Source organism: Anaerococcus sp. Marseille-Q7828 (assembly GCF_949769285.1).
Taxonomy (GTDB): domain Bacteria; phylum Bacillota; class Clostridia; order Tissierellales; family Peptoniphilaceae; genus Anaerococcus.
On the sequence record NZ_OX458331.1, the window covers coordinates 674,284 to 699,393 of the forward strand.

General features: G+C 35.4%; 30 protein-coding genes and 1 pseudogene. 21 read left to right on the forward strand and 10 right to left on the reverse strand.

Translation table 11 applies throughout. The annotated features are described in order from the left end of the window. Window positions 1-41: 41 nt before the first annotated feature. From QNH69_RS03220 to QNH69_RS03235, 4 genes are all read left to right on the forward strand, one after another. Entirely contained in the window at window positions 42-1,037 is a 996-nt protein-coding gene (locus QNH69_RS03220; RefSeq protein WP_282929172.1) for a hypothetical protein, read from the forward strand. Between the two features lie 200 nt (window positions 1,038-1,237). Beyond that, entirely contained in the window at window positions 1,238-1,909 is a 672-nt protein-coding gene (locus tag QNH69_RS03225) for a hypothetical protein (RefSeq protein ID WP_282929173.1), read from the forward strand. Window positions 1,910-2,103: 194 nt separating this feature from the next. Further along, window positions 2,104-2,313, forward strand: coding sequence for a hypothetical protein (locus tag QNH69_RS03230; protein ID WP_282929174.1), 210 nt, complete (start codon window positions 2,104-2,106; stop codon window positions 2,311-2,313). A 223-nt stretch (window positions 2,314-2,536) separates the two neighbouring features. Next, window positions 2,537-2,830 (forward strand): hypothetical protein, encoded by a 294-nt coding sequence (locus QNH69_RS03235; protein WP_282929175.1) that lies wholly within the window; start codon window positions 2,537-2,539, stop codon window positions 2,828-2,830. Between the two features lie 152 nt (window positions 2,831-2,982). On the opposite strand, the gene QNH69_RS03240 is transcribed toward QNH69_RS03235, so the two are convergent. Then, window positions 2,983-3,654 (reverse strand): hypothetical protein, encoded by a 672-nt coding sequence (locus tag QNH69_RS03240; RefSeq protein ID WP_282929176.1) that lies wholly within the window; start codon window positions 3,652-3,654, stop codon window positions 2,983-2,985. A 67-nt stretch (window positions 3,655-3,721) separates the two neighbouring features. Here QNH69_RS03240 and QNH69_RS03245 point away from each other — a divergent pair, with 67 nt between their 5' ends. The 3 genes from QNH69_RS03245 to QNH69_RS03255 are packed head-to-tail and all read left to right on the forward strand — an operon-like array spanning window position 3,722 to window position 5,368. Then, window positions 3,722-4,267 (forward strand): ECF transporter S component, encoded by a 546-nt coding sequence (locus QNH69_RS03245; protein ID WP_282929177.1) that lies wholly within the window; start codon window positions 3,722-3,724, stop codon window positions 4,265-4,267. A gap of 41 nt (window positions 4,268-4,308) precedes the next feature. Next, the gene (locus QNH69_RS03250) at window positions 4,309-4,728 is read left to right on the forward strand and encodes a PPC domain-containing DNA-binding protein (RefSeq protein ID WP_282929178.1); all 420 of its coding nucleotides are present in this window, start codon (window positions 4,309-4,311) and stop codon (window positions 4,726-4,728) included. A 10-nt stretch (window positions 4,729-4,738) separates the two neighbouring features. Next, window positions 4,739-5,368, forward strand: a complete 630-nt coding sequence (locus tag QNH69_RS03255; RefSeq protein ID WP_282929179.1) for a CpXC domain-containing protein — start codon at window positions 4,739-4,741, stop codon at window positions 5,366-5,368. An 11-nt stretch (window positions 5,369-5,379) separates the two neighbouring features. On the opposite strand, the gene QNH69_RS03260 is transcribed toward QNH69_RS03255, so the two are convergent. Further along, window positions 5,380-5,877: a hypothetical protein gene (locus tag QNH69_RS03260; RefSeq protein WP_282929180.1), complete on the reverse strand. Its 498-nt coding sequence runs from the start codon at window positions 5,875-5,877 to the stop codon at window positions 5,380-5,382. Between the two features lie 9 nt (window positions 5,878-5,886). Continuing rightward, on the reverse strand, window positions 5,887-6,327 hold the full coding sequence (locus QNH69_RS03265) for a LytTR family DNA-binding domain-containing protein (protein ID WP_282929181.1): 441 nt from the start codon (window positions 6,325-6,327) through the stop codon (window positions 5,887-5,889). Window positions 6,328-6,425: 98 nt separating this feature from the next. Between QNH69_RS03265 and hemZ the strand changes: the two genes are divergently transcribed. Next, a complete protein-coding gene (gene hemZ, locus QNH69_RS03270) occupies window positions 6,426-7,730 on the forward strand; it encodes a coproporphyrinogen dehydrogenase HemZ (protein ID WP_282929182.1) in 1,305 nt (434 codons plus the stop codon). A gap of 30 nt (window positions 7,731-7,760) precedes the next feature. Here hemZ and QNH69_RS03275 read toward each other — a convergent pair whose 3' ends face one another. Continuing rightward, the gene (locus QNH69_RS03275; protein WP_282929183.1) at window positions 7,761-8,621 is read right to left on the reverse strand and encodes a C39 family peptidase; all 861 of its coding nucleotides are present in this window, start codon (window positions 8,619-8,621) and stop codon (window positions 7,761-7,763) included. Between the two features lie 174 nt (window positions 8,622-8,795). Between QNH69_RS03275 and QNH69_RS03280 the strand changes: the two genes are divergently transcribed. From QNH69_RS03280 to QNH69_RS03320, 9 genes are all read left to right on the forward strand, one after another. Then, window positions 8,796-9,719, forward strand: coding sequence for a glycosyltransferase family 2 protein (locus QNH69_RS03280; RefSeq protein WP_282929184.1), 924 nt, complete (start codon window positions 8,796-8,798; stop codon window positions 9,717-9,719). 33 nt (window positions 9,720-9,752) lie between these two features. Then, window positions 9,753-11,165: an aminoacyl-histidine dipeptidase gene (locus QNH69_RS03285; RefSeq protein ID WP_282929185.1), complete on the forward strand. Its 1,413-nt coding sequence runs from the start codon at window positions 9,753-9,755 to the stop codon at window positions 11,163-11,165. A gap of 121 nt (window positions 11,166-11,286) precedes the next feature. After that, window positions 11,287-11,556, forward strand: coding sequence for an HPr family phosphocarrier protein (locus QNH69_RS03290; protein WP_282929186.1), 270 nt, complete (start codon window positions 11,287-11,289; stop codon window positions 11,554-11,556). A 139-nt stretch (window positions 11,557-11,695) separates the two neighbouring features. Next, window positions 11,696-12,427: a Fe-S cluster assembly ATPase SufC gene (gene sufC, locus QNH69_RS03295; protein WP_282929187.1), complete on the forward strand. Its 732-nt coding sequence runs from the start codon at window positions 11,696-11,698 to the stop codon at window positions 12,425-12,427. A gap of 3 nt (window positions 12,428-12,430) precedes the next feature. After that, window positions 12,431-13,843, forward strand: a complete 1,413-nt coding sequence (gene sufB / locus QNH69_RS03300) for a Fe-S cluster assembly protein SufB (RefSeq protein ID WP_282929188.1) — start codon at window positions 12,431-12,433, stop codon at window positions 13,841-13,843. Further along, window positions 13,843-14,883 (forward strand): SufD family Fe-S cluster assembly protein, encoded by a 1,041-nt coding sequence (locus QNH69_RS03305; RefSeq protein WP_282929189.1) that lies wholly within the window; start codon window positions 13,843-13,845, stop codon window positions 14,881-14,883. Before sufB ends, QNH69_RS03305 begins: the two co-directional genes overlap by 1 nt. A gap of 1 nt (window position 14,884) precedes the next feature. After that, the gene (locus QNH69_RS03310) at window positions 14,885-16,105 is read left to right on the forward strand and encodes a cysteine desulfurase (RefSeq protein ID WP_282929190.1); all 1,221 of its coding nucleotides are present in this window, start codon (window positions 14,885-14,887) and stop codon (window positions 16,103-16,105) included. A 1-nt stretch (window position 16,106) separates the two neighbouring features. Continuing rightward, the gene (gene sufU, locus QNH69_RS03315) at window positions 16,107-16,526 is read left to right on the forward strand and encodes a Fe-S cluster assembly sulfur transfer protein SufU (protein WP_282929191.1); all 420 of its coding nucleotides are present in this window, start codon (window positions 16,107-16,109) and stop codon (window positions 16,524-16,526) included. 1 nt (window position 16,527) lies between these two features. Beyond that, on the forward strand, window positions 16,528-16,713 hold the full coding sequence (locus QNH69_RS03320; protein ID WP_282929192.1) for a hypothetical protein: 186 nt from the start codon (window positions 16,528-16,530) through the stop codon (window positions 16,711-16,713). 390 nt (window positions 16,714-17,103) lie between these two features. Here the strand turns inward: QNH69_RS03320 and QNH69_RS03325 are convergent. The 6 genes and pseudogenes from QNH69_RS03325 to QNH69_RS03350 form a co-directional block, all read right to left on the reverse strand. Next, window positions 17,104-17,973 (reverse strand): annotated as a pseudogene (locus QNH69_RS03325) (IS3 family transposase); the annotation flags it as partial. After that, window positions 17,961-18,500: a helix-turn-helix domain-containing protein gene (locus tag QNH69_RS03330; protein ID WP_282929193.1), complete on the reverse strand. Its 540-nt coding sequence runs from the start codon at window positions 18,498-18,500 to the stop codon at window positions 17,961-17,963. The pseudogene QNH69_RS03325 and the gene QNH69_RS03330, both read right to left, overlap by 13 nt. Before the next feature lie 55 nt (window positions 18,501-18,555). After that, a complete protein-coding gene (locus QNH69_RS03335) occupies window positions 18,556-18,825 on the reverse strand; it encodes a hypothetical protein (protein WP_044565193.1) in 270 nt (89 codons plus the stop codon). 10 nt (window positions 18,826-18,835) lie between these two features. Next, the gene (locus QNH69_RS09315; protein WP_349252253.1) at window positions 18,836-19,105 is read right to left on the reverse strand and encodes a YbaK/EbsC family protein; all 270 of its coding nucleotides are present in this window, start codon (window positions 19,103-19,105) and stop codon (window positions 18,836-18,838) included. Beyond that, window positions 19,003-19,320, reverse strand: coding sequence for a YbaK/EbsC family protein (locus QNH69_RS03345; RefSeq protein ID WP_282929194.1), 318 nt, complete (start codon window positions 19,318-19,320; stop codon window positions 19,003-19,005). Before QNH69_RS03345 ends, QNH69_RS09315 begins: the two co-directional genes overlap by 103 nt. Next, entirely contained in the window at window positions 19,320-19,793 is a 474-nt protein-coding gene (locus QNH69_RS03350) for a dihydrofolate reductase (RefSeq protein WP_282929195.1), read from the reverse strand. Before QNH69_RS03350 ends, QNH69_RS03345 begins: the two co-directional genes overlap by 1 nt. Before the next feature lie 189 nt (window positions 19,794-19,982). On the opposite strand from QNH69_RS03350, the gene QNH69_RS03355 reads away from it, so the two are divergent. The 4 genes from QNH69_RS03355 (at window position 19,983) to QNH69_RS03370 (ending at window position 25,095) form a co-directional block, all read left to right on the forward strand. Then, on the forward strand, window positions 19,983-21,107 hold the full coding sequence (locus tag QNH69_RS03355) for a galactose ABC transporter substrate-binding protein (RefSeq protein ID WP_282929196.1): 1,125 nt from the start codon (window positions 19,983-19,985) through the stop codon (window positions 21,105-21,107). 63 nt (window positions 21,108-21,170) lie between these two features. Beyond that, a complete protein-coding gene (locus QNH69_RS03360) occupies window positions 21,171-22,667 on the forward strand; it encodes a sugar ABC transporter ATP-binding protein (RefSeq protein WP_282929197.1) in 1,497 nt (498 codons plus the stop codon). A gap of 8 nt (window positions 22,668-22,675) precedes the next feature. Continuing rightward, window positions 22,676-23,707 carry a galactose/methyl galactoside ABC transporter permease MglC gene (mglC, locus tag QNH69_RS03365; RefSeq protein ID WP_073998524.1) on the forward strand — a complete coding sequence of 344 codons (1,032 nt, stop codon included), beginning with the start codon at window positions 22,676-22,678 and terminating at the stop codon, window positions 23,705-23,707. A 71-nt stretch (window positions 23,708-23,778) separates the two neighbouring features. Then, a complete protein-coding gene (locus QNH69_RS03370; protein ID WP_282929198.1) occupies window positions 23,779-25,095 on the forward strand; it encodes an alpha-L-fucosidase in 1,317 nt (438 codons plus the stop codon). Window positions 25,096-25,110: the final 15 nt, after the last annotated feature.

The window sequence follows — 25,110 nt, forward strand, 5'->3', positions numbered from 1 at the left end:
GAGAATAATTATCAAAGCTAAAGAGCTTTAAGGAGAAAATTATGAAAAACATCAAAAAATTGACAGCAGCAACACTTGCCTTGTCATTTTCATTCCTAGGTATAAATAGCTTTGCAAATCCTTCGTTAAGCCTTGCAGCAAGCGAAGCTAACGACAAGCACTTAGACCTAGGCGTAAAAAAGGCTGGCGGAGCTTACAAAGAAAAGACAGTTATAGTAAACCCTAATCAACTTCGCTACGAACAATTCTTAATGGACCTAAGAGAAGTCCGTGACAAGTCTTGGGAATCTAATGTCCCATATACTATGGGATCTAACAACGAAAAAGGAACCACTATCCGTGATATTGCCAAAGAATATGGCTATGAAACTAAAGAAGAATATATCAACGGTATAAAATGGTCAAATGATTTGGAAAAAATCGCCATTCAAAGATCTTTTGAACAAACATTCACAGGTTTAGGTAGCCAAAGACCTGACTTTTCAGACTTTACTATAGCCACAGTCAATGGAACACATTCAGACAGAGAAGTCCTTTCAGCAGATACAATCGATCCTAATATTACTGACCCAATTGGCAAATGGTCATATGCAAACTTAGTGAAAGCAGATAATAAGTCCCAATATGACTTCTTATTAGAAGAAAATGGTGTAAGGGGCGATTGGAACTCTAGTATGCACGACCTTTTAAATCCAGAATTTAAATATGTTGGATTTGCTGAGGTAAAAGAGATAGGTCAAAAAGAAACATTTGCCACAGCAGAATTTGCAAAGGATGTAGCAAACAACAATGAAGAACAAAGTAAAATAATTGGTGAGTATATCCTAAGTACTGGCAAATACAAAGAAAAAATTTCAGAAGAAGTAAGAAAAAATGTTGAAAAATCAATCCAAGAAGCTGAAATACAAATAAAAGCTGCAGAGGATTTGATTAATAAATATCCACAAACTATTAAAAATGTTAAGGGAAAATTAGTAGGACTAATCGAGGAAAGTAAAGAGCTCATAAAAGAACTTAGAGCCTTGATGGAACAATAATATTTACCATAAGGGAGCTGTTAGTTATCTAGCAGCTCTTTTCTTGTGGAGTTTTACAAAGAACACCTTATATTTATTGATAAAAAATATTGTTTATTATAAAATATCTGTAATGAAAGTGTTTTAATAAGGATAAATCATCAATAATTACAATTCTTAAATGGTGAATGATAAAAATCCTTATTGACTGAGGAGGGGAAATGAAAATAAATAAAAAAATCGCAGCGACAGGACTTGCTCTAAGCTTTGCTTTTCTTGGTCTAATGGGTAATTTTGATAGGTCATATGCGGCAGGTGTTAATAAAAACTCTGCCTTTTATAGGTCATCAAAGACTAGAGATGCATACTTAGCACTAACAGATAATCAGAGAGCAGAATTAGATAGTATGAACACAGATAAAAGGACGCCACTAACTATTGATGAGCTTTTGGCGACCAATAGATACAGCCTACCAATTGTTAGAGGCAGAGATTGGCTATATCCATTTATGCTCGATAGAAACAAAAACGGAGAAGTTGGAGAAAATTATTTCAAGGGAAATAATAGTGGATCATCAAGTGAAAACACAGGAGAAGTAGAAGAGTATGTTCCTGGAGAAGTAGAGGAAAATATACCAGAAGTAGAGGAAAATATTCCAGAAGAAGAAAATGGAAACATTCTCGAGGAAGTTGAAGCCTTAGAAAATAGAGCAAAGATAAAGGCTGATCTTGAAAAATCTATAGAAAATGCCAAAATTCAAATCGATGCTTGTGAAGATATCATAGAAAACTATCCAAAAACCATTGAAAAAGTTAAGGATAAACTAATCGGACTTTTAGCAGAAACCAAGGAATATATTAAGACAGCAGAAGAATTGCTTGAAACTTTATAAAGACAGACCAGCTATGATAGCTGGTTTTTAAATGTAAAATTTTCTTTATAAATCCTACTTTTTATTTAAAGCAGTTATAAAATAGTGAAAACATATACGCAAGATTTTAATATGAAAAAATTAAAAAATTGGCATGCTTCTAAGTTTAGCTCTTATATGTCTTGGACTAAGCATATTTAAAAATTTGAAACAATGTGTCCTATGAAAGTTCAAGCGTCTTTAGCAGCTCATATAGCTACATTCCAAGTGATTCTGCCTACAGGGAAGATACAATCTATCTTAAACAAGATGAAAATCTTAAAAAAGAAATTCTAGATACTATCAAAGAAATCAGATCTGATATCTGGGATGAGAATGTTTATTATGCCTCAAGCCCAGAAGATGTAGAAAAAAACAAGGATTAGAGAAATAGCCAAAAGATCAATTAAGATTAGTCATAAAACAATCAGAAATCCAACTCCAGGCCCTAGAAAACATTCTAGAAAAACAGTAGCCAATGTTGTTGATAAGCTTTATGATCTCATGGATGATTCCTATTATCTAATTAGAAAATCCTATGCCCTACTTGGTGAATTTGAGAATATTTATTAGAAAATCTATTTATTGCAGCTATAAAAGGAGAAGAATATGAATATCAAAAAAATATTACTTACTGCCCTATCAATCAGCCTTCTAACACCAACAGCAAGCTCGTTTGCAACTACAGAAAAAGACAGCCCGGCTTCTCGTGATATGGAATTTAAAAGATATTTGGAAGAATCTGTAGAAGAGGCTAAACGCCAAATAGAAGTTGTAGAATATTTGTTGACATATACTCCAAAAACAGTTGAAAAAGTGAGAGATAAACTTATATATATGATTGAGGTCCAAAAATTAAATATAGAACTAGCCGAAGATTTATTAGAAATTATTTATGGATAGATAGGGACTGTTGCAAAATAGATAAATCGTTCCTATATAATTCGAGCACCCTCCCAGAAAGGTCTCAACAAGCCGACGGGCTAAACCTCAAACTTTCTGGGAGTGCACTCCAATTATGGAACGATAGATATCTATCAATTTGCAACAGCCCCTTATCTATTAAAAATCCTAAAGTTAACTCCATTTACCATTTCGACATCATATGGACTATTTGAAAAATATCCTTTCAAAAATTCATACCTAAAGTCGTGGTAGGTGGATTTTTCATTTTTTGATTTATTTTCTAAATTGATTTGATTTCTTTCACTCACTTCAAAGTTCTCATGGTGGTCGTGGTCATGGCCACCCTCGCAGACATTATCTAGGGAATCTGCTGGATTTATATCTTCGTTTTCATACTTAGTATGAAGGTTGGTATTTGTAATCAAATACAAGTCCCCGATTTCATCAACTTGGGCAGAGAGGCCATTGTCACAAGGCATTCCATCAAGTAGATACATATTTAGGTCGGTAAAAATCTGGTTAAAATCATCAAAATTTTTATTCTGACCAATCTTCTTTCCAAACTCAAACATCTTTTCCTTTGGATTATTACTATGTTTTAGGGCATAATTTAATCTTTTTTCTACTACATCTATTTTTGAATCCAACCAGCCGTGGACATTGTCCTGGTCGATTAATTCTTCCAGTGGATTTTTTGAAACGGCATTGGCTATTTTATCAACTTCGCTTGTGTCATTATCTAGCAAGTAAGCTGTTATTTCATCTTGAAATTTAATTTTGTCATACATCATATAATGTATTGGACCTAAATTTTCACTCATTTAATCACCTCAATATATTATTTTACTATATTCTATGTGGTATACTATAAGTCAGGGAGGGATTAGTATGAAAAATTTAACTACAAAAAAACTTGCTTACATAGGACTTTTTACAGCTTTGGTTTTTGTATCAAATTACTTGCAAATTCCATTTGTAACACCTTTTGGCAACACTCGATTTCACTTGGGCAATGTATTTTGCCTTTTATCAGGCCTTATTCTAGGTCCAGGATTTGGGGGACTTGCTGCAGGTCTTGGTTCAGCGCTTTTTGACCTATTTGATCCGGTTTATTTTACATCAGCACCAACAACATTTTTAAATAAATTTTTATTGGCATATGTAGCTGGATGGTATTTTTATAAAAAGGGCAAAGGAATGGCAACTAAAAAATCTAATATAGTGATAGCATCTATTCTTGGTCAACTGACATACATTATCCTATATCTTGGCAAATCTTATATAAAGAATGTATACATCCTAGGATTAACTCGCCAAGCTAGCATGGTTGAAATTGTACAAAAAGCTGGAGTTTCCTTTACCAATGGTGTGATTTCTGTAATATTTGCCTCAATTCTTACAATACCATTATTAAAAGCCATCAAATTTGAATAATCATCTTGTAATTTGGGTAAAAACAAGTTAAGAGGTGTATTATGGACTATAAAAAATTTGGAAATAAAATTGTACTTAGATTAAAAAAAGGTGACAAAATTATTGAATCAATTGAAAAAATGGTAAGAGAAGAAGATATAAAGGCTTGCCATTTTGCAGGAATAGGAGCTGCAAATGAGATAAAACTTGGCCTGCTTCACCCTGGAGATAGCGAATATGCTTGGGAGACCTTTAGTGAAGATATGGAAATTACAAGTCTTGTTGGAAATGTCACAAGATTTGAGGGAGAGCCAATGGTTCATGCTCACATCACTTGTGGTAGAGAAGACTTTTCTATAATAGGCGGCCACCTAGGAGAAGGCATTTGTTCTTTGACAGTTGAGCTATTTGTAGACATCCTAGATGGAGAACTTGTCAAAAAAGCCGACCCTGAACTAAAGATTAACACCATAGAGTTTTAAGGTGGATATTATGCAGACTAGAGAAAAAACTTTTGGAATAACATGTCCATCATGTGGGCATTCTTTTGAAAAAGACCTAAATACAGCAGCATTTACAGATGATAGGAAGGCCATACTCACAAATGAATTTGGCAAAGTGACTTGCCCTAATTGCAAGCACGAATTTATCTTAAACTACAGATTTGTCTACACAGACGAAGAAACTAAGTTTATGATAGTAAATGATCCTAAATTTACCGATGTAAAAAACAGACTTGCCTTTGTATCAAGTCTTGCCATGCTGGATAAGTTTCATAAGGATGAGCAAGAGAAATATCTTACAAGAATGACCACAGATATAGAAGAAGTTCGTGAAAAAATCGTGATTTTTGAAAATTACTTGTCTGATAAGGCGGTAGAAATTCTAAAATACATGCTATTGGAAAGCGATGAATTAGAATTTAATCACGATGACCTAGAATCATTTAGGCTAATAGATCAAGATACATTCTTGCTAAGAACTACAAGTGGCCAGGAATACACCCTAGGCTTTGTAAGGCCTGTATATGACAGAATAGTTGACCAATACAAGGGCCTATTTGATGAGTCCAAGGCAGAAAAGATCGACAAGGCTTGGGCCTATGAATTTTTGAAAAAGTAAGAAAAACTGGCTTAATTGCCAGTTTTTTTGAGCCTTTGATTAACTTTTTTCATGACTTTAACTTGATTATGGATTTGCCTTATCCTTGCGACTATCGTCATGATAAATGTTGTTACAATAACTCTTTTAGTATCAAAAGATGCAGTATCTACAAAGCCCAAGGCATAGAACATAATATAGAATGGGCCAACACATATTAATAAAAATATCAGATCTACTAGGGCTGGTGGGAAATTTTCATTCTCTTCAAGTTTTAATATTACTTTAGAATAAAGTATTAGCACCAAAAGCATTGTTGCAAGTATTACTACACATTGAATCAAGTAGGCATCTTTTAGGCTTCTGCCTACTAAAAGACTCTTGCTTATAAATATATATTCTCCATTAATAATACTATTATGAAATATTACGGATAAAAAGAATATAAGACCTAGACCTGCAAAAGACCAAAGTATATAATCTTTTAATTTAAATTTTTTGTCTTCTAGAGCTTTTTCGTAATCGTACATAATCTCCTCCTAGACTCCAAGTATTTCTCTTACTTTTTTCATTGCCCTGCGAGATACAAAGCAGATATCCCCATTGTCCATTTCACAGCTTATGGTACCAAGGTACTTAAAATCAAAATTTTTGGTCTTATCCAAATTTATAATCTCAGAATTTGATATCCTTACAAAATTTTTCCCACTTAAGTAGTCTTCGATTTTATAAAGGGGAAGCTTCATAAGGTAAGTCTTTTTTTCGGTTACTGTGAATACTTTCTTGTCATTGGCATAGATTCTTATGATGTCATCCAGGTCTATGATTTCAAGCTTTTCATCATATATGCCAGACAGAATTTGTATATCATTAGACAAAATTTTCTCTTTGATATCAAGACTTTCCTGGTCCACTTTTGGAGTTTTTATTATGACTTCCTTTTCTTTCAAATTCTTATCGACTACTATTTCAACTTTCATCTCTCATCTCCTTGCTTTTATTCTATACTAGATAAATAATCAGTCAATGATATGAGGATAAGTGGTTGGTTATTTGGGATAAGTGGTACAATATTCCCATGAAAATTAACTTGCTTGATAAAAATAAAAGAAAAATTGTATATGACATCCTAAATATTTTCTATGACCACAGTAATATAGAATTTGTGGAAGAAGGAGATATTGATATACTCGATGATGAAATTGGTTTTAAGGGTAGGTCTTATCATTACCAAGATAATTACCAGCTCAAATCTACATTGTATAACATACTAGTAAAAGAAACAGGATATGAGTCGCCATGGGGGATGTTAACAGGATCTAAGCCATCTAAGCTTTTGCAAAAATATAGGGCGGATGAATTAAAAGAAAAATACTTCTTATCAGATGATAAGCTAAGCTTGCTTATAGATGTCAAGAATGAACAGGATAAACTTTCTTTTGATAAAAATTCCTTTAACCTGTATATCAATATTCCCTTTTGCCCGACAAGGTGTTCTTATTGTTCTTATCCGACTTTGGTGGGTCCTCACCACGATAGGGCTTCCTACATAGAGACCCTTTGCCAAGAAATTGATATGGTAGATTTGCCTAAATACCTATCATCCATATACATAGGAGGAGGAACCCCATCATATCTTTCTCATAAGGACCTTGAAAGACTCTTGGATAAAGTAAATCAGCGATTTTCTTCTTTTGAATATATATTTGAAGCAGGAAGAGAAGATACCCTAGATGAGGAAAAATTAAAATTGCTCAAGGATTATGGAGTGACAGGTATATCCCTAAACCCTCAAAGCTTCAATGAAAGGGTAGTAAAATCTGTTGGCAGGTCTTATGATTTTGACCATTTTCTTAGAATGTATGAAAAAGCCTTGGACCTAGGATTTGTTATAAATATGGACTTTATAGTTGGCCTAGTAGGTGAGGATGCAAAATCTTTTGACCAAAATTTTGAAATTTTAGAAAAGCTTGGTCCTGATAATATAACCTTCCACGCTCTAGCCAGCAAGGTAGGCTCCAAGTATAGGGAAAATAATAAGATGGGATCTGTAAAAGATGCCCTAATCATAAGTGAAGCCATAAAACATTTTACAGAAAAAAATTCCTACAAACCCTACTACCTCTACCGCCAGAAAAATATAATATCCAATCTTGAAAACGTGGGCTATCAAAAAAATAATACAGCCCAACATTACAATATAGCAATTAATGAAGAGCTAGAGAATATTATAGGACTTGGCATGAATGCAAATTCTAAGCTTATGAATGGAAGTAAATACAGAAATCCTAGAAACTTGCGAGATTATTTTGCTAATATTGATAGGATTGTTGAAGAAAAAAATTTAATTAAAAGGAATTATAAAAACACTAGAAAGATTTGACTGTAGCTTTCTAGTGTTTTGTTTAAAAAATTAATTAATCAGCCAAATATGGGCTATTTGATCTTTGATTTCATCGTAAGACCAAGATTTTTCACTTTTTTTCATACTATTGGGATCGTTTATGACAAATTTGCCGTCCTGATAGGAATCAATCACAAGAATATGGCCAAAGAGAGTAAATATCCCCTTGTCTACAGAAACTATGAGTGGACCTTTTTCTAAGGCATCAATCATTGCACCCTCATCATTAGAAATATCGTAGGCAGTATATCCGTAGATATTTGCCTCGTCATTAAAAAACTTCCATGCTATACCATCGTCAGTCATATAATTTTGGGCATCAAGGGCGATTTTTCCTGGATCTATGGAAGTATCTCCCTCTAATCTTGCTAGAACCATGGCCATAGATGTTGGACCACAGCCAGCAAGACCAATTACGGAATCTCCTAAGTAGTCATAGGCCCACCTGTTGTCCCATTGGAGAAAATATGGGGTACTTCTTTCAATATCTACAGATTCTCCTGGATAATACTCAAAATCTGTAATCTCATTTGAATAATTATAGACAAAGTCAATGGCATCAGGATCATTTCCTGCTAGATATATCAAGTTATCATCTAAATAATCAAAATTATCCACAAGCCATCTTGCATTGTCGTTTCCACTGTCAGCTTCTTTTTGTAAATTCCTTTTTAAGGTTCTTTTGTTATCAGTCTTGTAATCACCGTTTTTGAAAGCTTGGCTAAAAATTTCACTTACTGAATCTAAGGGAGAATCGACATAATATTTAGTTTCATTGTATCTAGTTCTTAAAAAATTATAGACTACAACTATAAAGGCTAAAAATATTATAGTCCTAAAAAAACCAAATTTTCTTTTCTTTCTTCTCATAAATTAATCCTCTGTATCACTTATGTTAAAACATATTATATCATACTTTTAATAATTGTAAAAAGTTTTTTATTTATTTAAAGATAATTTGGAAATAAAATCAATTAATCTTAAATTGACAAAACTTATCATAAATATAAAATAATAAATATAAAATACATAAGAGGTAAGGCTATGGCCAAGATAGATATTATAATCCCGGTTTACAATGGGGAGAATTTTATAGGTCAAACTATAAAATCAATAGAAGACAATAATTTTGCCGATATTAATATTATCCTTGTTGATGATGGTTCTATTGACGGGACAGAATCGCTAATCTTTAATTTGAGAGAAAAATATGGTAATATTTCATATTATAAAAAAGAAAATGGTGGAGTGTCTGCCGCTAGAAATTTTGCCATAGAAAGATCTGCCAGCCCCTATATATGTTTTTTGGATGCGGATGACCTTTATCATAAAGATTTTTTGCCAAAAATGTATGGGCAAATTGAAGCTACAAATGCTGATACTTGCACATGTGGCTATTACAAGTTATATGATAAAAAGATTGTGCCTATGAAAAGTGCCTTTAGCAAGAAGGATTTTCTAGTAGATTATCTAATCAGCAAAAATAAACTTCATATCAGCAGTTTTTTAATAAAAAGAGAAGTGATTTTTGATAATAATATTCGTTTTGATGAATCTTCTTCCTATGGTGAAGATATAGAATTTATGACTCGTGTCATAAAATATTCAAGGAAAATAGAAATAGTCCCAGAATATTTGACCTACTATAGGATTGATAGCGATAGACCGACCTTGTCGACCTTTTCTTTAGATAAGATCAAAGCTGACATAGATTTTTCTAATAGGCTAATAAATGATCAAAAGCTAAATCTAAGCCCAAGAGAAAAAGCTGCCGTAAATCACAAACTTGTGGCAAATATTGTAAATAAGCTTATGACAGGCCTTGACCTTGGCTATGATAAGAAAGAGATCAGGGAGATTTATGAAGCTAATAAGTCAATTATTACAAAGAAAACAAATGCCTTTGGCCTAAGGTCAATCAAACTTATCTTAACAATTAAAAAACTTAGAAATAAAATTGGGTATTAGTAATCTAGGACTTAGTATAAAAAGGAGAAGTAAATGGAAATTAAAGAATTAAACCCTAAAGAAGTGTGGAAATTTTTCAGCGAAATTAGCCAAATCCCTAGATGTTCAGGTGATGAAGAGGCTGTTTCAAATTATTTAGTAAATTTTGCCAAAGAAAGAAACTTACAAGTGCGCCAAGATGAGGCAAAGAATGTAGTGATAAGAAAAGCTGCATCAAAAGGCTTTGAAGATAAGCCAATTGTTGCCCTTCAAGCTCACATGGATATGGTTTGTGTAAAAGAAGATGATTCTAACCACAATTTTGACACAGATCCTATCAAATTATTAATCGATGGTGATTGGGTAACAGCTGATGGTACAACTCTAGGAGCTGATGATGGTATGGGAGTTGCTTATATCTTAGCTATCCTAGATGATGAAAGCCTAGATCACCCAGCTCTTGAAGCAATAATCACAACAGAAGAAGAAACTTCTATGCTTGGTGCCCAAGCTCTTGATACATCAGATATAAAGGCCAAATATCTTCTAAATATTGACTCTGAAGAAGAGGGATATATCACAATCGGTTGTGCTGGTGGCCTTGACTTACCAATATCTTTTGCCAAAGAATACGAAAAAGCAAGTGGTGACTTCATAAAAGTAAGCCTAGGAGGATTTGAAGGTGGCCACTCAGGTATGGAAATCCATAAGGCTCGCCTCAATGCAATCAAAGCCCTATCTCGTCTACTTCTTGACATAGATGGACTTCAAATTGCCGAGCTTTCCGGTGGAGTAAAGAGAAATGCTATAGCTTCAAATGCCTATGCAATTGTTTCTGTTGCTGATAGGGCAGAAGCGATTGATATTATAAATCAAAGAAAAGATGAAATCCTAAACGAATCCAAAGACACAGATCCAAAGGGAACAATCACAGTAGAAGAGGCAAGTTTTGATGGGGATGTTCTCAGCAAAGACTTATCAAAAAGATTTATCGACTGCCTATTTACCCTACCAAATGGTCTAGTAAAGAGACTTGAGGGTGAAACTATAACTTCATCAAATATCGGAATCCTTGAAGAAGATGACAAGGAAATCAGACTTTCTTGCATGATAAGATCTCAATTTGACTCTGCCAAACATTCTATAGCAGACCAAGTTATGAAGATAGTAGAAAATTATGGTGGAAGCGCTGAAATTGATAGCGAATATCCAGGATGGCAAAGAGAAGATACTCCGCTAATAGAACTTTCAAAGGACATTTGGAAGGACCTACACGGTGATGAAATGATAATTGCCACAACCCACGGCGGCCTAGAATGTGGTTTGCTAAAAGGAACACTAAAAGATGTAGAAATGATTTCATTTGGACCAGAAATCCACGGAGCTCACTCTCCAGCAGAAAAAGTCCACATCAAATCAGTTGAAAACAACTACAAATTCTTAGTTGAATTACTAAAAAGAATATAACTTATAGACTCACCTGAAATATGGTGAGTTTTTTCTTTATAGTGGTAACGTGGAAAATGTTTGCATTTTACAAAAAAATATTGTACTATAGTTCTATAAGAAGATCAGGAAAGGAGCTGCTATGTACGAGCAAAAAGTCACACTAACTAATGAGATTGGCTTGCATGCCAGACCTGCATCGATTTTCATCAGAGCTGCTGTAAAATTTCCGTGCGATATTACTGTAGAAAAAAATGGTAGAAGTTACAATGCAAAGTCTATCATGTCAGTTCTTAGCATGAGTGCTTCTAACGGCGACGAGCTCACCATTAAAGCAAGTGGTGATGATGAAGAAGATGCCGTAAAAGCTTTAGTTGACGTTATAGAAAATAAAATAAATCAAAATAATTAAAATTTGTAGTAATTAACGGGCAAAAGCTCGTTTTTTTATTGGAAAAAAAGAGGTAAAATGAGTAAAGAACAATGATTGATAATTCCTAGTAAAGTAGTATACTTTATACGAATTTATTTTAGAAATAAAAGAGGTAAATATGTCTGAATTATTAAAAGTAGAAAATCTTCATGTATCAGTTGAGGATACAGAGATTTTAAAAGGTATAGATCTAAGAGTAAATGCGGGAGAAGTTCATGTTGTTATGGGCCAAAACGGTTCAGGTAAGTCAACACTTATGAATACAATCATGGCAAATCCTGTTTACCAAGTAACAGAAGGAAAAATTTATTTTGAAGGCGAAGATATCACAGAAGAATCTGTCGACAAACGTGCTCGCCGCGGTATCTTCATGTCCTTCCAACACCCAGATGAGATTCCGGGGGTAAAATTAAATGATTTCTTGAGAATTTCTGAAGAACAAATCACAGGAACAAAACCACAAATGCTATCATTTAGCAAAAAACTTGCCAAAGAAATGGAAAGCCTAAACCTTTCTGAAGACTATGCAAGTAGATATGTAAATGTTGGTTTTTCTGGTGGTGAACGCAAAAAAAGCGAAATCCTCCAACTAAAAATGTTAAATCCAAAACTAGCTATGCTTGACGAAACTGACTCTGGTCTTGATGTTGATGCTGTAAGAATTGTATCAGCTGGTATAAAAGACTTCCTAAGCGAAGACAATGCAGTTATCATCATCACCCACCACAGAGAACTTTTAGAAAGCATAGATGCTGACTACGTTCATGTCATCAAAGATGGTAAGATTGCCCACGAAGGTGATGCATCACTAATGGATGAGATTGAAAAACGTGGATACGAATGGGTGTAGACTATGCCAAGTAACAATATAGAAGAAAAATTAAAAACTCTCGATCGTGGATTCTACGATTTTATCGACGAGTTTACTTATGAGAAAATAACAGAGAAGGGCATCAATGCAGATATAGTAAATGAGATATCTCGCGAAAAAGGTGAACCTGATTGGATGAGGATTAGACGTCTCAAATCCCTAGAAATATTTGAACAATTAGAAAACCCAACTTGGGGACCAGATTTATCAGAGCTTAATGTGGCTGATATCACTGCTTACGTTAAGCCAAAAACTGACAAAAAATCAAATTGGGATGCTTTGCCAGAAGAAATCAAGGCGACCTTTGATAGACTTGGTATTCCAAAGGCTGAGCAAGAGTCTCTAGCAGGAGTTGGAGCCCAATACGACTCTGAGGAAGTGTATTTTTCTATCCAAAAACACCTTGAAGATCAAGGGGTTATCTTTATGGACTTTGCAACAGCCCTTAAAGAACACGAAGATATTGTAAAAGAATATTTCCAAAGAGCTATCCCACCAACACTTCACAAATACGCAGCCCTACACGGCGCGGTATGGAGCGGTGGAACCCTAGTTTATGTTCCAGAAGGAGTAAAGGTAGACATCCCTCTTCAATCCTACTACAGGTTAAATGCACCGGGTGCAGGCCAATTTGAACACACAATGATTATTGCAGAAGATAATGCAAAAGTTCACTTTATCGAAGGTTGTTCTGCACCAAGATATAACGTTGTTAACCTACACGCAGGTTCTGTAGAAATCTTTGTTGGCAAAAATGCCGAAGTAAGATTTTCAACCATAGAAAACTGGTCAAGAAATATGTACAACCTAAACACCAAACGTGCCATAGTTGACGAAGGTGGCAAGGTAATTTGGGTTTCTGGATCCTTTGGATCAAAAGTTTCTATGCTTTATCCAACATCTGTTCTTGCTGGTGAATACGCAAGTGCAGAATACACAGGAATCACATTTGCAGCTGATGGCCAATATATAGACAATGGTTGCTCTATGATCCACCTTGCTCCACACACATATTCAACAGCCCTTACAAAATCAATCACAGCTGGAAGTGGTAAGTCTATGACTAGATCTCTTGTTCAAATGAAGAGAAATACAGCAGGTAGCCGTTCTACAGTAGACTGTGAAAACTTGATGTTAAGTGAGAATGCTCAATCAGATACTATCCCAGTTCTAGATATTAGAAATGACGATGTGGACTGTGGTCACGAGGCGAAAATTGGTTCCCTTGACCAATCACAAATCTTTTATCTAATGAGCCGTGGTATCCCAGAAGATGAGGCTAAATCAATGATAGTTCGTGGATTTGCAGAGCCAGTAAGCAGGGAGCTCCCACTAGAATATGCGGTTGAAATGAACCATCTAATTGATATGGAACTAGAAGGAGCAAATGGCTGATGAGTAAATTAAACGAAATGAGAATGTACACCTGGAACTCAACAGGGCTAAACTTTATAGAAAATAGCCTAAAAGCGCCAGATAAAAAGCCATATTTCAAAGAATCTGACACAGATGATATTAAATCCTTAAATGATGCTTTTGCTGGTAAAAATTATGGAGTTTCAGAAGAAGTTTTAAATGAGAACAAAAACTTTAGAAACTTTAGCATATACAGAGACATCAAGGAAAAAAGTGACTTTGAAGCTATTGATTTGAAATTGAACGATGAAAATAACATCCTAGTTTCAAATATAGATATCAATGCGGCAGAAGATTCGATATCTTCATTTTTGGTCAATGTAAATGGCGAAGGCGACAAGCTTTACCTAAACTCATTAATCAGAGTGAATCTAGAAAAAAGAGCCAAGGTAAAATTAGTTATAGTAACCAACTTGCCAAAGGAATCTACCAACGTACAATCAGTCGCAACGCTCTTAGATGAGGAGGCTATGCTTGATATTTCATACATTGAAATAGGGGCAAGCCATTCACTAGTAAACATCAAAAACATCCTAGAAGGCGACAGGGCAATGGTCATAGAAGATGGAGTTTACTTCAAAGAAGGAGATGAATTCCTAGACATCCTTGCAACCAACGAACACTTGGGCAATGAAACAGATTCTGATGCCATGTTCAACGGTGCTTTGAAGGATGAAGCCCACAAGAACTGGAAGGGTGTAGTTGACCTAAGACCAGGTTGTGTGAGTGCCAATGGTAAGATTGGCGATTACTCAATGATGTTTTCAGATAATGTAAAAAACAAAACTGCACCAATCCTACTTTGTGCTGAAAAAGAAGTTGAAGGAAACCACGCTGCAAGCGTAGGTAGACTTAACAAAGATATGTTATTTTACATTATGAGTCGTGGTTTTGATAAGAAACAAGCAGAATCAATGATGCTAGAAGCGACTTTTGCAAAAACCCTTGATAAAATAGAAGACGAAAGCTTAAGAGAAGAACTCAAAAAAGAAGTTCGTCAAATGAACACAAGGAATTAAGATGGATATAGAAAAAATTAGAGCTGACTTTCCTTACCTAGATAGCAAAAATGTAGGTAAGGAGGTCATCTACCTTGATACGGCAGCAACTAGCCAAAAACCAAAAGAGGTTATAGATGCTGTCGACAATTATTATAAATACCAAAACGCAAACCCACACAGGGGAGCCCACTACCTATCATATGTGGCTACGACTGCCTATGAAGAATCTAGGGACTATATACAAAAATACATAGGAGCAAAACACAGAGAAGAAGTAATATTTACTAGAAATGCTACTGAAGCTCTAAACTTAGTAGCTTATTCCTACGCTATGGCAAATCTTAAAAAGGATGATGAAATACTAATCACTATCCTAGAACACCATGCCAACCTTGTACCATGGCAAATAGTAGCAAGGAAAACTGGAGCAAAACTCGTTTATGCTTACCTCAATGATGACCATTCCCTAGACTACGATGATCTAAAAAATAAGATTAATGAAAAGACAAAAATTGTATCTTTCACTGGGGCATCAAATGTCACAGGGGAAATAATAGATGTTAAAAAGATCGTTGATTGGGCCCATGATGCTGGTGCTATTGCCATAGTTGACGGTGCTCAACTCATACCTCATCTAAAGGTGGATGTGGCTGATTTGGACTGTGATTTCCTAGTATTTTCCGGCCACAAACTACTTGCGCCAATGGGAATAGGTGTCCTTTATGGCAAAAAAGACTTGCTAGAAAATATGGACCCATTCCTAACAGGTGGAGATATGATAGAATATGTCTATGAGCAAGAAGTGACCTTTGCAGAATTGCCATACAAATTTGAAGCAGGCACCCAAGATGTAGGTGGAGTAGTAGGTCTTGCAGCAGCCATCAAATACATGGAAAATATAGGTATCGATGAGATTTACTCATACGAATCAGAACTGACTCGCTATGCCTACGATTTAATCAAAGATTACCCAAATATCAAGACCTTCTATCCGGAAAACTCAAAAACGGGGGCTGTCCTATCCTTTACTTATGATGACATCCACCCACACGATATTGCATCAATCCTCGATAGCAAGGGTCTTGCAGTAAGAAGTGGCCACCACTGTGCTATGCCACTACACAAATACCTAAATGTAAGTTCAACTGCAAGGGCAAGCTTTGCATTTTATAATACAAAAGAGGAAGCAGAAATATTTGCCAAAGAACTCTTAAATGTAAGAAAGGTGATGGGCTTATAAAATGAATATGGAAGAAATTTATTCTCAAATAATCCTAGATCATTCGAGAAACCAAGCAAACAAACACGAACTAGAAGATGCCGATGTCAAAGAGCCAGGCCACAATCCATCCTGTGGAGATGAGATTGTCTTGGAACTAAAATACGATGGAGATAAAATAGTCGATGCAGCCTTCACAGGAGACGGCTGTGCCATCAGCCAAGCTGCCACAAGCGTTATGTGTGATACAATAGTTGGTAAAAGCAAAGAGGAAGCCAAAGAACTAGCTGATATCTACATTCGCATGATAAAAAGAGAAGAAATCACTGACGAAGAGCTAGACAAACTAGGCGATGCAGTTGCCTTTATCAACATCCAAAATATGCCACAAAGGGTAAAATGCGCCCTCCTATCATGGAAGACCTTGGACGAAATAATATAAGATGAACAAGAAAAACCTAGAAAATTTGGAGTTTCTAACAAGCGCATTTACAGCTTTTTTGTTGTATTTGCTAACCTACCTTCAATACAGCAAAGGTAGGTCCTACTGGTGGTTCATACTCATAGTATCAATACTAATGACGGCAAATGCCTATGTAAAATACAAGAATGTAAAAGAGAAAAACTGAAATCCGTTGTGGTTTCAGTTTTTTTGTGTGAAAATATAAGTGACAAAATGCTCGAATAGTCCGCAAATCTTGCTGTCATCTGATTTAGCGCAAGCGAAAGAAGGATATACTCCTCAAGAGATTCTTCGCTAAAGCTCAGAATGACAGGGTAGCCTAGGACGTAATTATCTTATTTACAATAAGCCTACAGCATGAAGGATCTTCAAAAACCAAATTACTTAGGAGATTTTTTAGAAATGCAGAAGGGCTGCCTTTTACTTGTAAAGCACTAGACCCCTTGTCATCCTTGAGGCCGTAGGCCGAATGATCTCCAAAGGGAAATTGCAACAAAAAAGAGAGCCCAGGCCCTCTTGACCTGAACCCGTAAACACGGAATAATTTAATAATATTTTAAGCGGAATGTAATCTGTACATAACAGGAGACATTCCGTTTAATTTTGTCTTAATCCTATCTTCATTGTACCATTTAATATATTTTTCAATCTCATTTCTCAAATGATCATAACTTTTAAAATCTTCTCCATAATACATTTCTTGTTTTAATATCCCAAAGAAGTTCTCCATTGGAGAATTGTCTAGACAATTGCCTTTTCTTGACATACTTTGGGTTATATTCATCTTTTCTAGTTTTTTAGTCCAAGAACTATGTTGGTAATGAAATCCTTGGTCTGAGTGTATAGTTAAATATTTAATGTCTTTATTTTCTTCTAGTGCTTTTTCTAGCATTGTATTGGTTAAGTTTATTGTTGGGTGGTTACTTAGTGTATAGCTAATTATTTCACTGTTGTATAGGTCTAATATTGGTGATAGGTACAGTTTCTTTTCTTGACCTTTAATTTTAAATTCTGTTACATCTGTTAACCATAACTCATTTGGTTTACTTGCTGTAAATTGTCTTTTTACAACATTATCTGCTACTTTGCCTATTTGTCCCTTGTATGATGAGTATTTTCTTGATCTAGTTTTGAATTTAGTACATAGCAAGGATTCCTCTCTCATTATTCTTAGAACTCTTTTATGGTTAATTTTAAATCCCTTATTTTTTAATGTTAATGTTACTCTTCTGTAGCCATATCTACCTTTTGACGCTTCTACTATGGTTTTAATTTCATCTTTAACTTTTTTGTCTTTATCTACTGGATTAAGTAACTTTATCTTCCACTCATAGTATGATGATTTTGGTAATTTAGCTATGCTTAGCCATTCACCTATTTTACTTTGTGGATATTCTTTTTGTAGATTGAGGATTATCTTTGTCTTTTCCTTGCTTCTGCTTCCTCTTCTAGTAGCAAGGCTTGTAGCTTTTTTTCGTAGATTATCTTCATTTTGAGAAGTCTATTTTCTTCTCTTAGTCTTATTAATTCTTCTCTTTCACTTTCGTTTATTGGAGTATTATTCTTTTGTTTCTTATTTGATTTGGTCATATCTTTTTTAGGCCTTCCTCTGTTATCTTCTAGCCCAGATAGACCACGTTGTTGATAAGATTTCTCCCATCTGTATACCATAGATCCATTTACGAGGCTGAAATGCTCTGCAGTCTCTCTAAGCGAAGTATTATTGATTTGCCTATATTGTATTACAGATAGTTTAAATTCACTAGTATATTTATTGTTTTTTAACTTTTTAGATAAGTTATCAAAGCCTCCAGATTTATATTTGTTTATCCATTCTCTTAAGGTATCTTTGGGAACATTATATTTTTCAGCTACTTTCTCTTGCCCACCTGATTTACCTGATAAGTATTCCATTACTAATTTTATTTTAAATTCATTTGTGTATTTTGGCATACAAAAAACCCCTCCATCCGTATTCCGGATTTTGGGGTTCAGGTCATCTTCCTATTTATATATCTTCTTGTTTGATAAATACAACCTCTACTCCATCAAGAACTTTGGATGGAACTCCTGCTCTGCCTTCTGCTTTTGCCTCATCGTAACCTTTCAAATCGTCGCGGTATTTTAAAAATCTTTTTAGATTTGCCATAGATTCATTGATGTTGATTAGTTCTTGGCCCTCGTATTTTTGTGGATTCTTTTCATAGTCTTCGATTAGCGGTGTGCAAAATGGGCATTTATCGCTTACAAATATTTCTGTTGTTTTTACTTTTTCCATGGATTCTCCTTTATAATTCTTCTATATGGTATTCATACCCTATATCATCTAGGTATCTTAATAAGTCTTGAGTGCTTATAAATATTGTCTTTTCGTTGGTATTTGGGTGAAAGCTCATTCTTTCTTCATCCATAATTTCCTTATCAAAGTAAACTGTTATGTCGTGGTCTTCGTTGTTTAGAAGGCCAAATGGAGATACAACTCCTGCTGGAAGCCCATCTTTTCCATCAAAGAGTTTTCTGATGCCATTTTTACCTTTTTGCCTACTATTTCTTTGAATAAGTCCATATCCATGCGTTTTGTATCATCCATTATAAGCAAATAGAATTCTCTTTTCTTCCTATCGGTTAAAAACATGGTTTTGGTACGGACTCCCTCAACGCCCTCGATGAATTCATCCGCTTGTTCAGTTGTAAGTGCCGGTGGATGTTCTACCATCTCATATTCAATGCCAAGATCATTGATCTTATCCATTGCTAATTTGTATAAGTCCATTATTTCCTCCTATATGTTAGGTATTTAAACTTGATTTTATTTTCTTCAAAAATTTCGGATTCGTTTTTAATTTCAAAATCATCGTCAAGATCAAAATTGTGAAGGTAGGTGTCGGCATCTTTTTGGTCAAAAATTTTTGTTATGATCGCCTCATTACAATAGGGCAAAAACAAATCTACAATCTGGCTGCCACCTATTACGAAAGCTTCCTTATCCCCAACATAAGTTATTACATCTTCTATACTATGAAAAACCAAGGCATCATCTAGCTTATAATCCCTATTTCTAGTTAAGACTACATTATCTCTATTTACCAAAGCTTTTCCTATAGACTCATAGGTACTCCTACCCATGATTACAATATTTCCAATTGTGAGGTCCTTAAAATGCTTTAGGTCTTTTTTTAGATGAAAAAGCATTTCATTATCTTTGCCGATTCCCCAATTTTGGTCAACAGCTAGTATTATTTTCATGCTCACCTCCCAAATCTTACATACATACATTAAACCATTTTAGGTAAAGGTTACCATATTAATATTGACAATAAATTAATTAAGTTATATCATATGTAATAAAGAAGCAAATGTTTTCATTATTTATGCTTCAAATAAAGCACTTTCCTATACTTTAGTGCTTATATTAATATTCAACAGGAGGGTTTTATGAATATTAAAAAATTTGCAAACTTTGCCTTAGTTATGGCTTTATCTTTAGGTCTAACTGCTTGTGGTGGTAATTCAAACGAAGCACCAGCTGAAGATAACAAGGCAGCTACAGAAGCTCCAGCTGAAGAAAACAAAGAAGATTCTAACGAAGCTGAAGCACCAGCAAAAGAGGAAAATAAAGAAGAAGCTACAAATGGCGAAACTAAAAAAATCGCAGTTTTACTCTACAATGGTTCTGATACATACATAGCATCAGTTCGCCAACAATTAGAAAAACTTGATGAAGCTGATGATTCTATCGAATTTGTTTTCCAAGATGGTCAAAACAACCAAGGTACACAAACTGACCAAATCAACAACGTAGTAGCTCAAGGTGTTGATGGTATTATGCTAAACATAGTAGATATTTCAGCAGCTTCAACAGCTATGGAAACTATCAAAGCATCAGGTATACCAACAATCTTCTTTAACAGAGATATGACAGCTTCTCTAACAGATGAAGATTTAGACAATTTCTTCTTTGTAGGAACAAATGCTCCAGAAGCAGGCGTTATGCAAGGTGAAATCCTTACAGAATTGTGGAATGCTGGCGACATGGATAGAAACGGCAATGGCAAACTTGACTATGTTATGTTAAATGGTGGCCTTGATAACCCAGAAGCTCAAGCTCGTACAGAATTCTCTGTAAAAACTCTTGAAGAAAACGGCATCGAAGTAAACGAAGTTGCTTTCCAAGACGCAAAATGGGATACAAACCAAGCTAAAACAGCTATGGATACATGGCTACAAACAAACAAAGACGACATAGATGCAGTTATAGCTAATAACGATGGTATGGCTATTGGTGCAATCTCTGCTCTACAAGCTGTAGGTATGAACACAGGTTCTGCTGACGATAATATCGTAGTAGTAGGCGTTGATGCTACAGACCAAGCAGTTGCTGAAATCGACAAGGGAACAATGTCTGGTACTGTTAAACAAGATGCTGAAGGCATGGCAAAAGCTCTAGTAGATACTATTAAAAACAAATTTAATGGTGGAAACTTCAAAGATACAGAAGGATACGAACTAGGTGAAGATGGCAAATCTTTCAGAATTAAGTATCAAAAATATACTAAATAGTTAACTGGTATTAAGGGGCGGTGGCTTATTAGCGCCAGCCCCTTATATTGTATAGGGGTGTTTATGACCAATTTATTAGAAATGAAATCAATAAACAAAACATTTCCCGGGGTAAAGGCCTTAGATAATGCACAGCTAACCTTACAAAAAGGCACAGTTCATGCCCTTATGGGTGAAAATGGTGCCGGCAAATCTACCCTTATGAAATGTTTGTTTGGAATCTATACTCCAGACAGTGGGGAGATCTACATTGATGGAGAAAAAGTTTCATATAAGGACCCAAAAGATGCTCTAGACTCTGGTGTTGCAATGGTTCACCAGGAGCTAAACCAAGTATCTATGCGTTCTGTAGCAGAAAATATTATGCTGGGAAGATTTCCAAACAAGCACGGTATTATTGATAGCAAAAAGATGAACGATGAAACCAAGGCCTTATTTGATAAGCTTGGCCTAGATTTTGATCCCAAGAAAATCATAGGAAAATACTCAGTTGCAGAAAGACAATTAATAGAAATAGCCAAGGCTGTCTCCTACGATGCCAAAATTTTAGTATTGGATGAACCTACAAGTTCTCTGACTGAATCTGAAGTTGAAAAATTATTTGAAATTATTAACAGATTGAGATCAGAGGGAGTAGGAATTATTTACATATCCCACAAGATGGAAGAAATCCTTGCGATTTCGGATTATGTTACAGTCATGCGTGATGGCCAATTCATAGCTGAAAACAAAGCCAGTGATTTGACCAAAGACGAGATAATAAGACTAATGGTAGGAAGAAAGCTTGATGCTAAGGACCTAAACCCAGAATCATACGAGAGGGATGAAGTTCTATTAGAAGTCAAAAACCTAACTGGTAAATATAAACCAACTGTAAGTGATGTTTCTTTTGACCTTAAAAAAGGTGAAGTCTTGGGTATAGCTGGTCTTGTTGGATCTAGACGTACAGAACTTGTTGAGACTATTTTTGGTCTTAGACAAAAAGAATCTGGCGAAATATTTGTTTCTGGCAAGAAGGTAGAAAACAAGAATCCAGAAGAAGCCATCAAAAACGGCTTTGCCCTAGTTACAGAAGAGCGTAGGGCGACAGGAATATTCCCATATGCCAGCATAAGATTTAACTCAACTATTGCAAACTTGCGCGAATATGCCAAAAAAGGCTTTGTAAATGAAAAAGCCTTAAAGGATAGTACTACAAAAGTTATAGATTCAATGAGTGTAAAAACTCCAAGCCAACAAACAAAGATTATGAACCTATCTGGTGGTAACCAGCAAAAGGTAATCATTGGCCGCTGGCTTTTGACCGATCCAAATATACTTTTGCTAGATGAGCCAACCCGTGGTATAGATGTCGGCGCTAAGTATGAAATTTATAAGCTAATCCAAGACCTTGCAACAACTGGCAAATCAGTAATCTTCATATCATCAGAGATGGCAGAATTGCAGATGATTTGTAATAGAATCATGGTAATGAGCAATGGACGCGTTGCAGGAATTGAAGAAAACAACAAAGACTTGAATCAAGAGAAGATCATGGCCCTACAAGCCATGTATGTATAGGTGGTAAAATGGAAACTACAGAAAAGAAAAAATTTGATTTTAAAGAATTTATTTTAAACAACGCCTTGATTATCATAATCCTGGCCTTGATTATTGGAATAATCATAGTAGACCCAACCTTTATAACAAATCCAAGAAATATAATAAATATCTTATCACAGACAGCTACAAGGTTATTTATAGCCCTTGGTACTGGTGGTCTATTAATCCTTGCGGGAACTGACCTTTCAGCTGGTAGAATAGTAGGTTTCACAGCAGCTATTGCAGGAGCCTTGCTACAATCATCTGACTTCCCACAAAAGTTTTTCCCAAATATCCAAGGGGCTAATATAATCTTTGGATTGCTTGCAGCTATAGTTATCGGCGCTATATGTGGTGCCCTAAACGGTTTTGGTGTAGCTTATCTTAAACTACACGCCTTTATAGCATCCCTTGGTGTCCAACTTGCAATCTTTGGTATTTTGCAATTATTTATAGCAGCCAACCCTTATGGACCACAACCAATTGGTGGTTTTGACGAAAAATATGCCAACCTTGTAAGAGGTGGATTTAAGATTCCAGGAACTGACCTCATGTTCCCATATTTGATAATCTATGCTGCAATAGCATCTATCATCATGTGGTTTATTTGGAACAAGACAGTCTTAGGTAAAAATATGTTTGCTGTAGGTGGCAACCCAGAAGCTGCAGAAGTTTCTGGTATCAACGTTACAAAAACAATCATGATAGTCTTCATAATATCTGGTATTATGTATGGCTTATCAGGATTCTTGGAAGGTCCTAGACTAGGATCTGTTACAACAACTACAGGTGAGGGCTATGACCTAGATGCCATCGAAGCCTGCCTAATAGGTGGAGTATCATTCTCCGGGGGTATAGGAACAATACCTGGTATAGTCTTAGGTTCTATAATCCTTCAGGTTATAAACTACGGTTTGCTATACATCGGCCTAAACTCCTATGTACAAATCATCATCAAAGGAATTTTGATTATACTAACAGTAGCACTTGATACAAGAAAGAGAATCAAGAAAAAATAAAAGTAGAAAATGGCAGTGCACAGGCTGCCTTTTTTCTTGGAAATAAGGGTAAATTCTTAAAAGGAGGAGATATGACCAATTCACTTGAACAAATAAACAAGAGAACTCAATGGTTTAGAGATGCCCGTTTTGGTATGTTTATTCATTGGGGGATCTATACCATACCAGCCAGGGGCGAATGGGTTAGAAGTTTTGATAAAATAGACTTAGAAGACTATTTAAAATACATGGACCAATTTGACCCGGTTGACTACAATCCTAGAGCTTGGGCCAAGGCCGCCAAAGATGCTGGTATGAAATATATGGTTCTCACAGCCAAACATCACGACGGTTTTTGTCTCTTTGACAGCAAGTATACAGAATACAAGGCTACCAATACCAAGGCTGGTAGAGACTTGGTAAAAGAATATGTCGAAGCAGTAAGGGATGAAGGTCTTGGAGTTGGCCTATACTTTTCCTTGATAGATTGGAGCCACAAGGACTTCCCAAAATACAATGACATCCACAGCCCTCACTACAAGGACGAAAGATTTAAGGATGAGAAAATTGATTGGGATAATTACAAGAATTTTCTCCACAAGCAAATCGAAGAGATCGTCACAAACTATGGTAAGCTAGACATACTTTGGTTTGATTTCTCCTACGAAGATATGTATGGGGACAAGTGGGGCGCCAAGGAAATTGTAGAAATGGTTAGAAAATATCAGCCAGACGTGATAATGGATAATAGGCTAGAAACATCTGGTGAAGGCTTTGGTTCTATAGTTACAGAAAATCCTAGTCCATATTCTGGTGACTTTGTAAGTCCTGAGCAAATACTTCCATATGAGGGGATAAAAAATATCAATGGTGAGGATGTTCCTTGGGAACTTTGCCTAACAATGAACAATAACTGGGGCTACAATGCCAATGACAAGGAATTTAAATCATCCAAACTACTAATCAGAAAACTTGTAGAATGTGTCAGCAAAAATGGAAATATGCTTGTAAATGTTGGACCAACTGCAAGAGGATATATGCCTAGACAAAGCTTAGAGATTTTAGAAGGCTTTGGCAAATGGTTTGATAAGAACTCTGAGTCTATCTATGGTTGTGGCAGGGCAAAAGATTTGCCAAAACCAGACTGGGGCTATTACACCCAAAAAGACAATATAATCTACGCCCACATATTTGAAGCTCCAATAGGGCCATTGCCATTAATAGGTCTAGATAAAGAAGAAATTGCTTATATGACCTACCTCCACGATGGATCTGAAGTGACTGTTTCAAATTCTTGGGTAATTAAAGCATATGACAAGCTGACCTTTGCCCAAATATATCCAGGCTCCAGCACATGCCAATTGCCTGATGACACAGATACGGTAATTAAGATAGTATTAAAAAAATGATATAGAAAGGAAAAT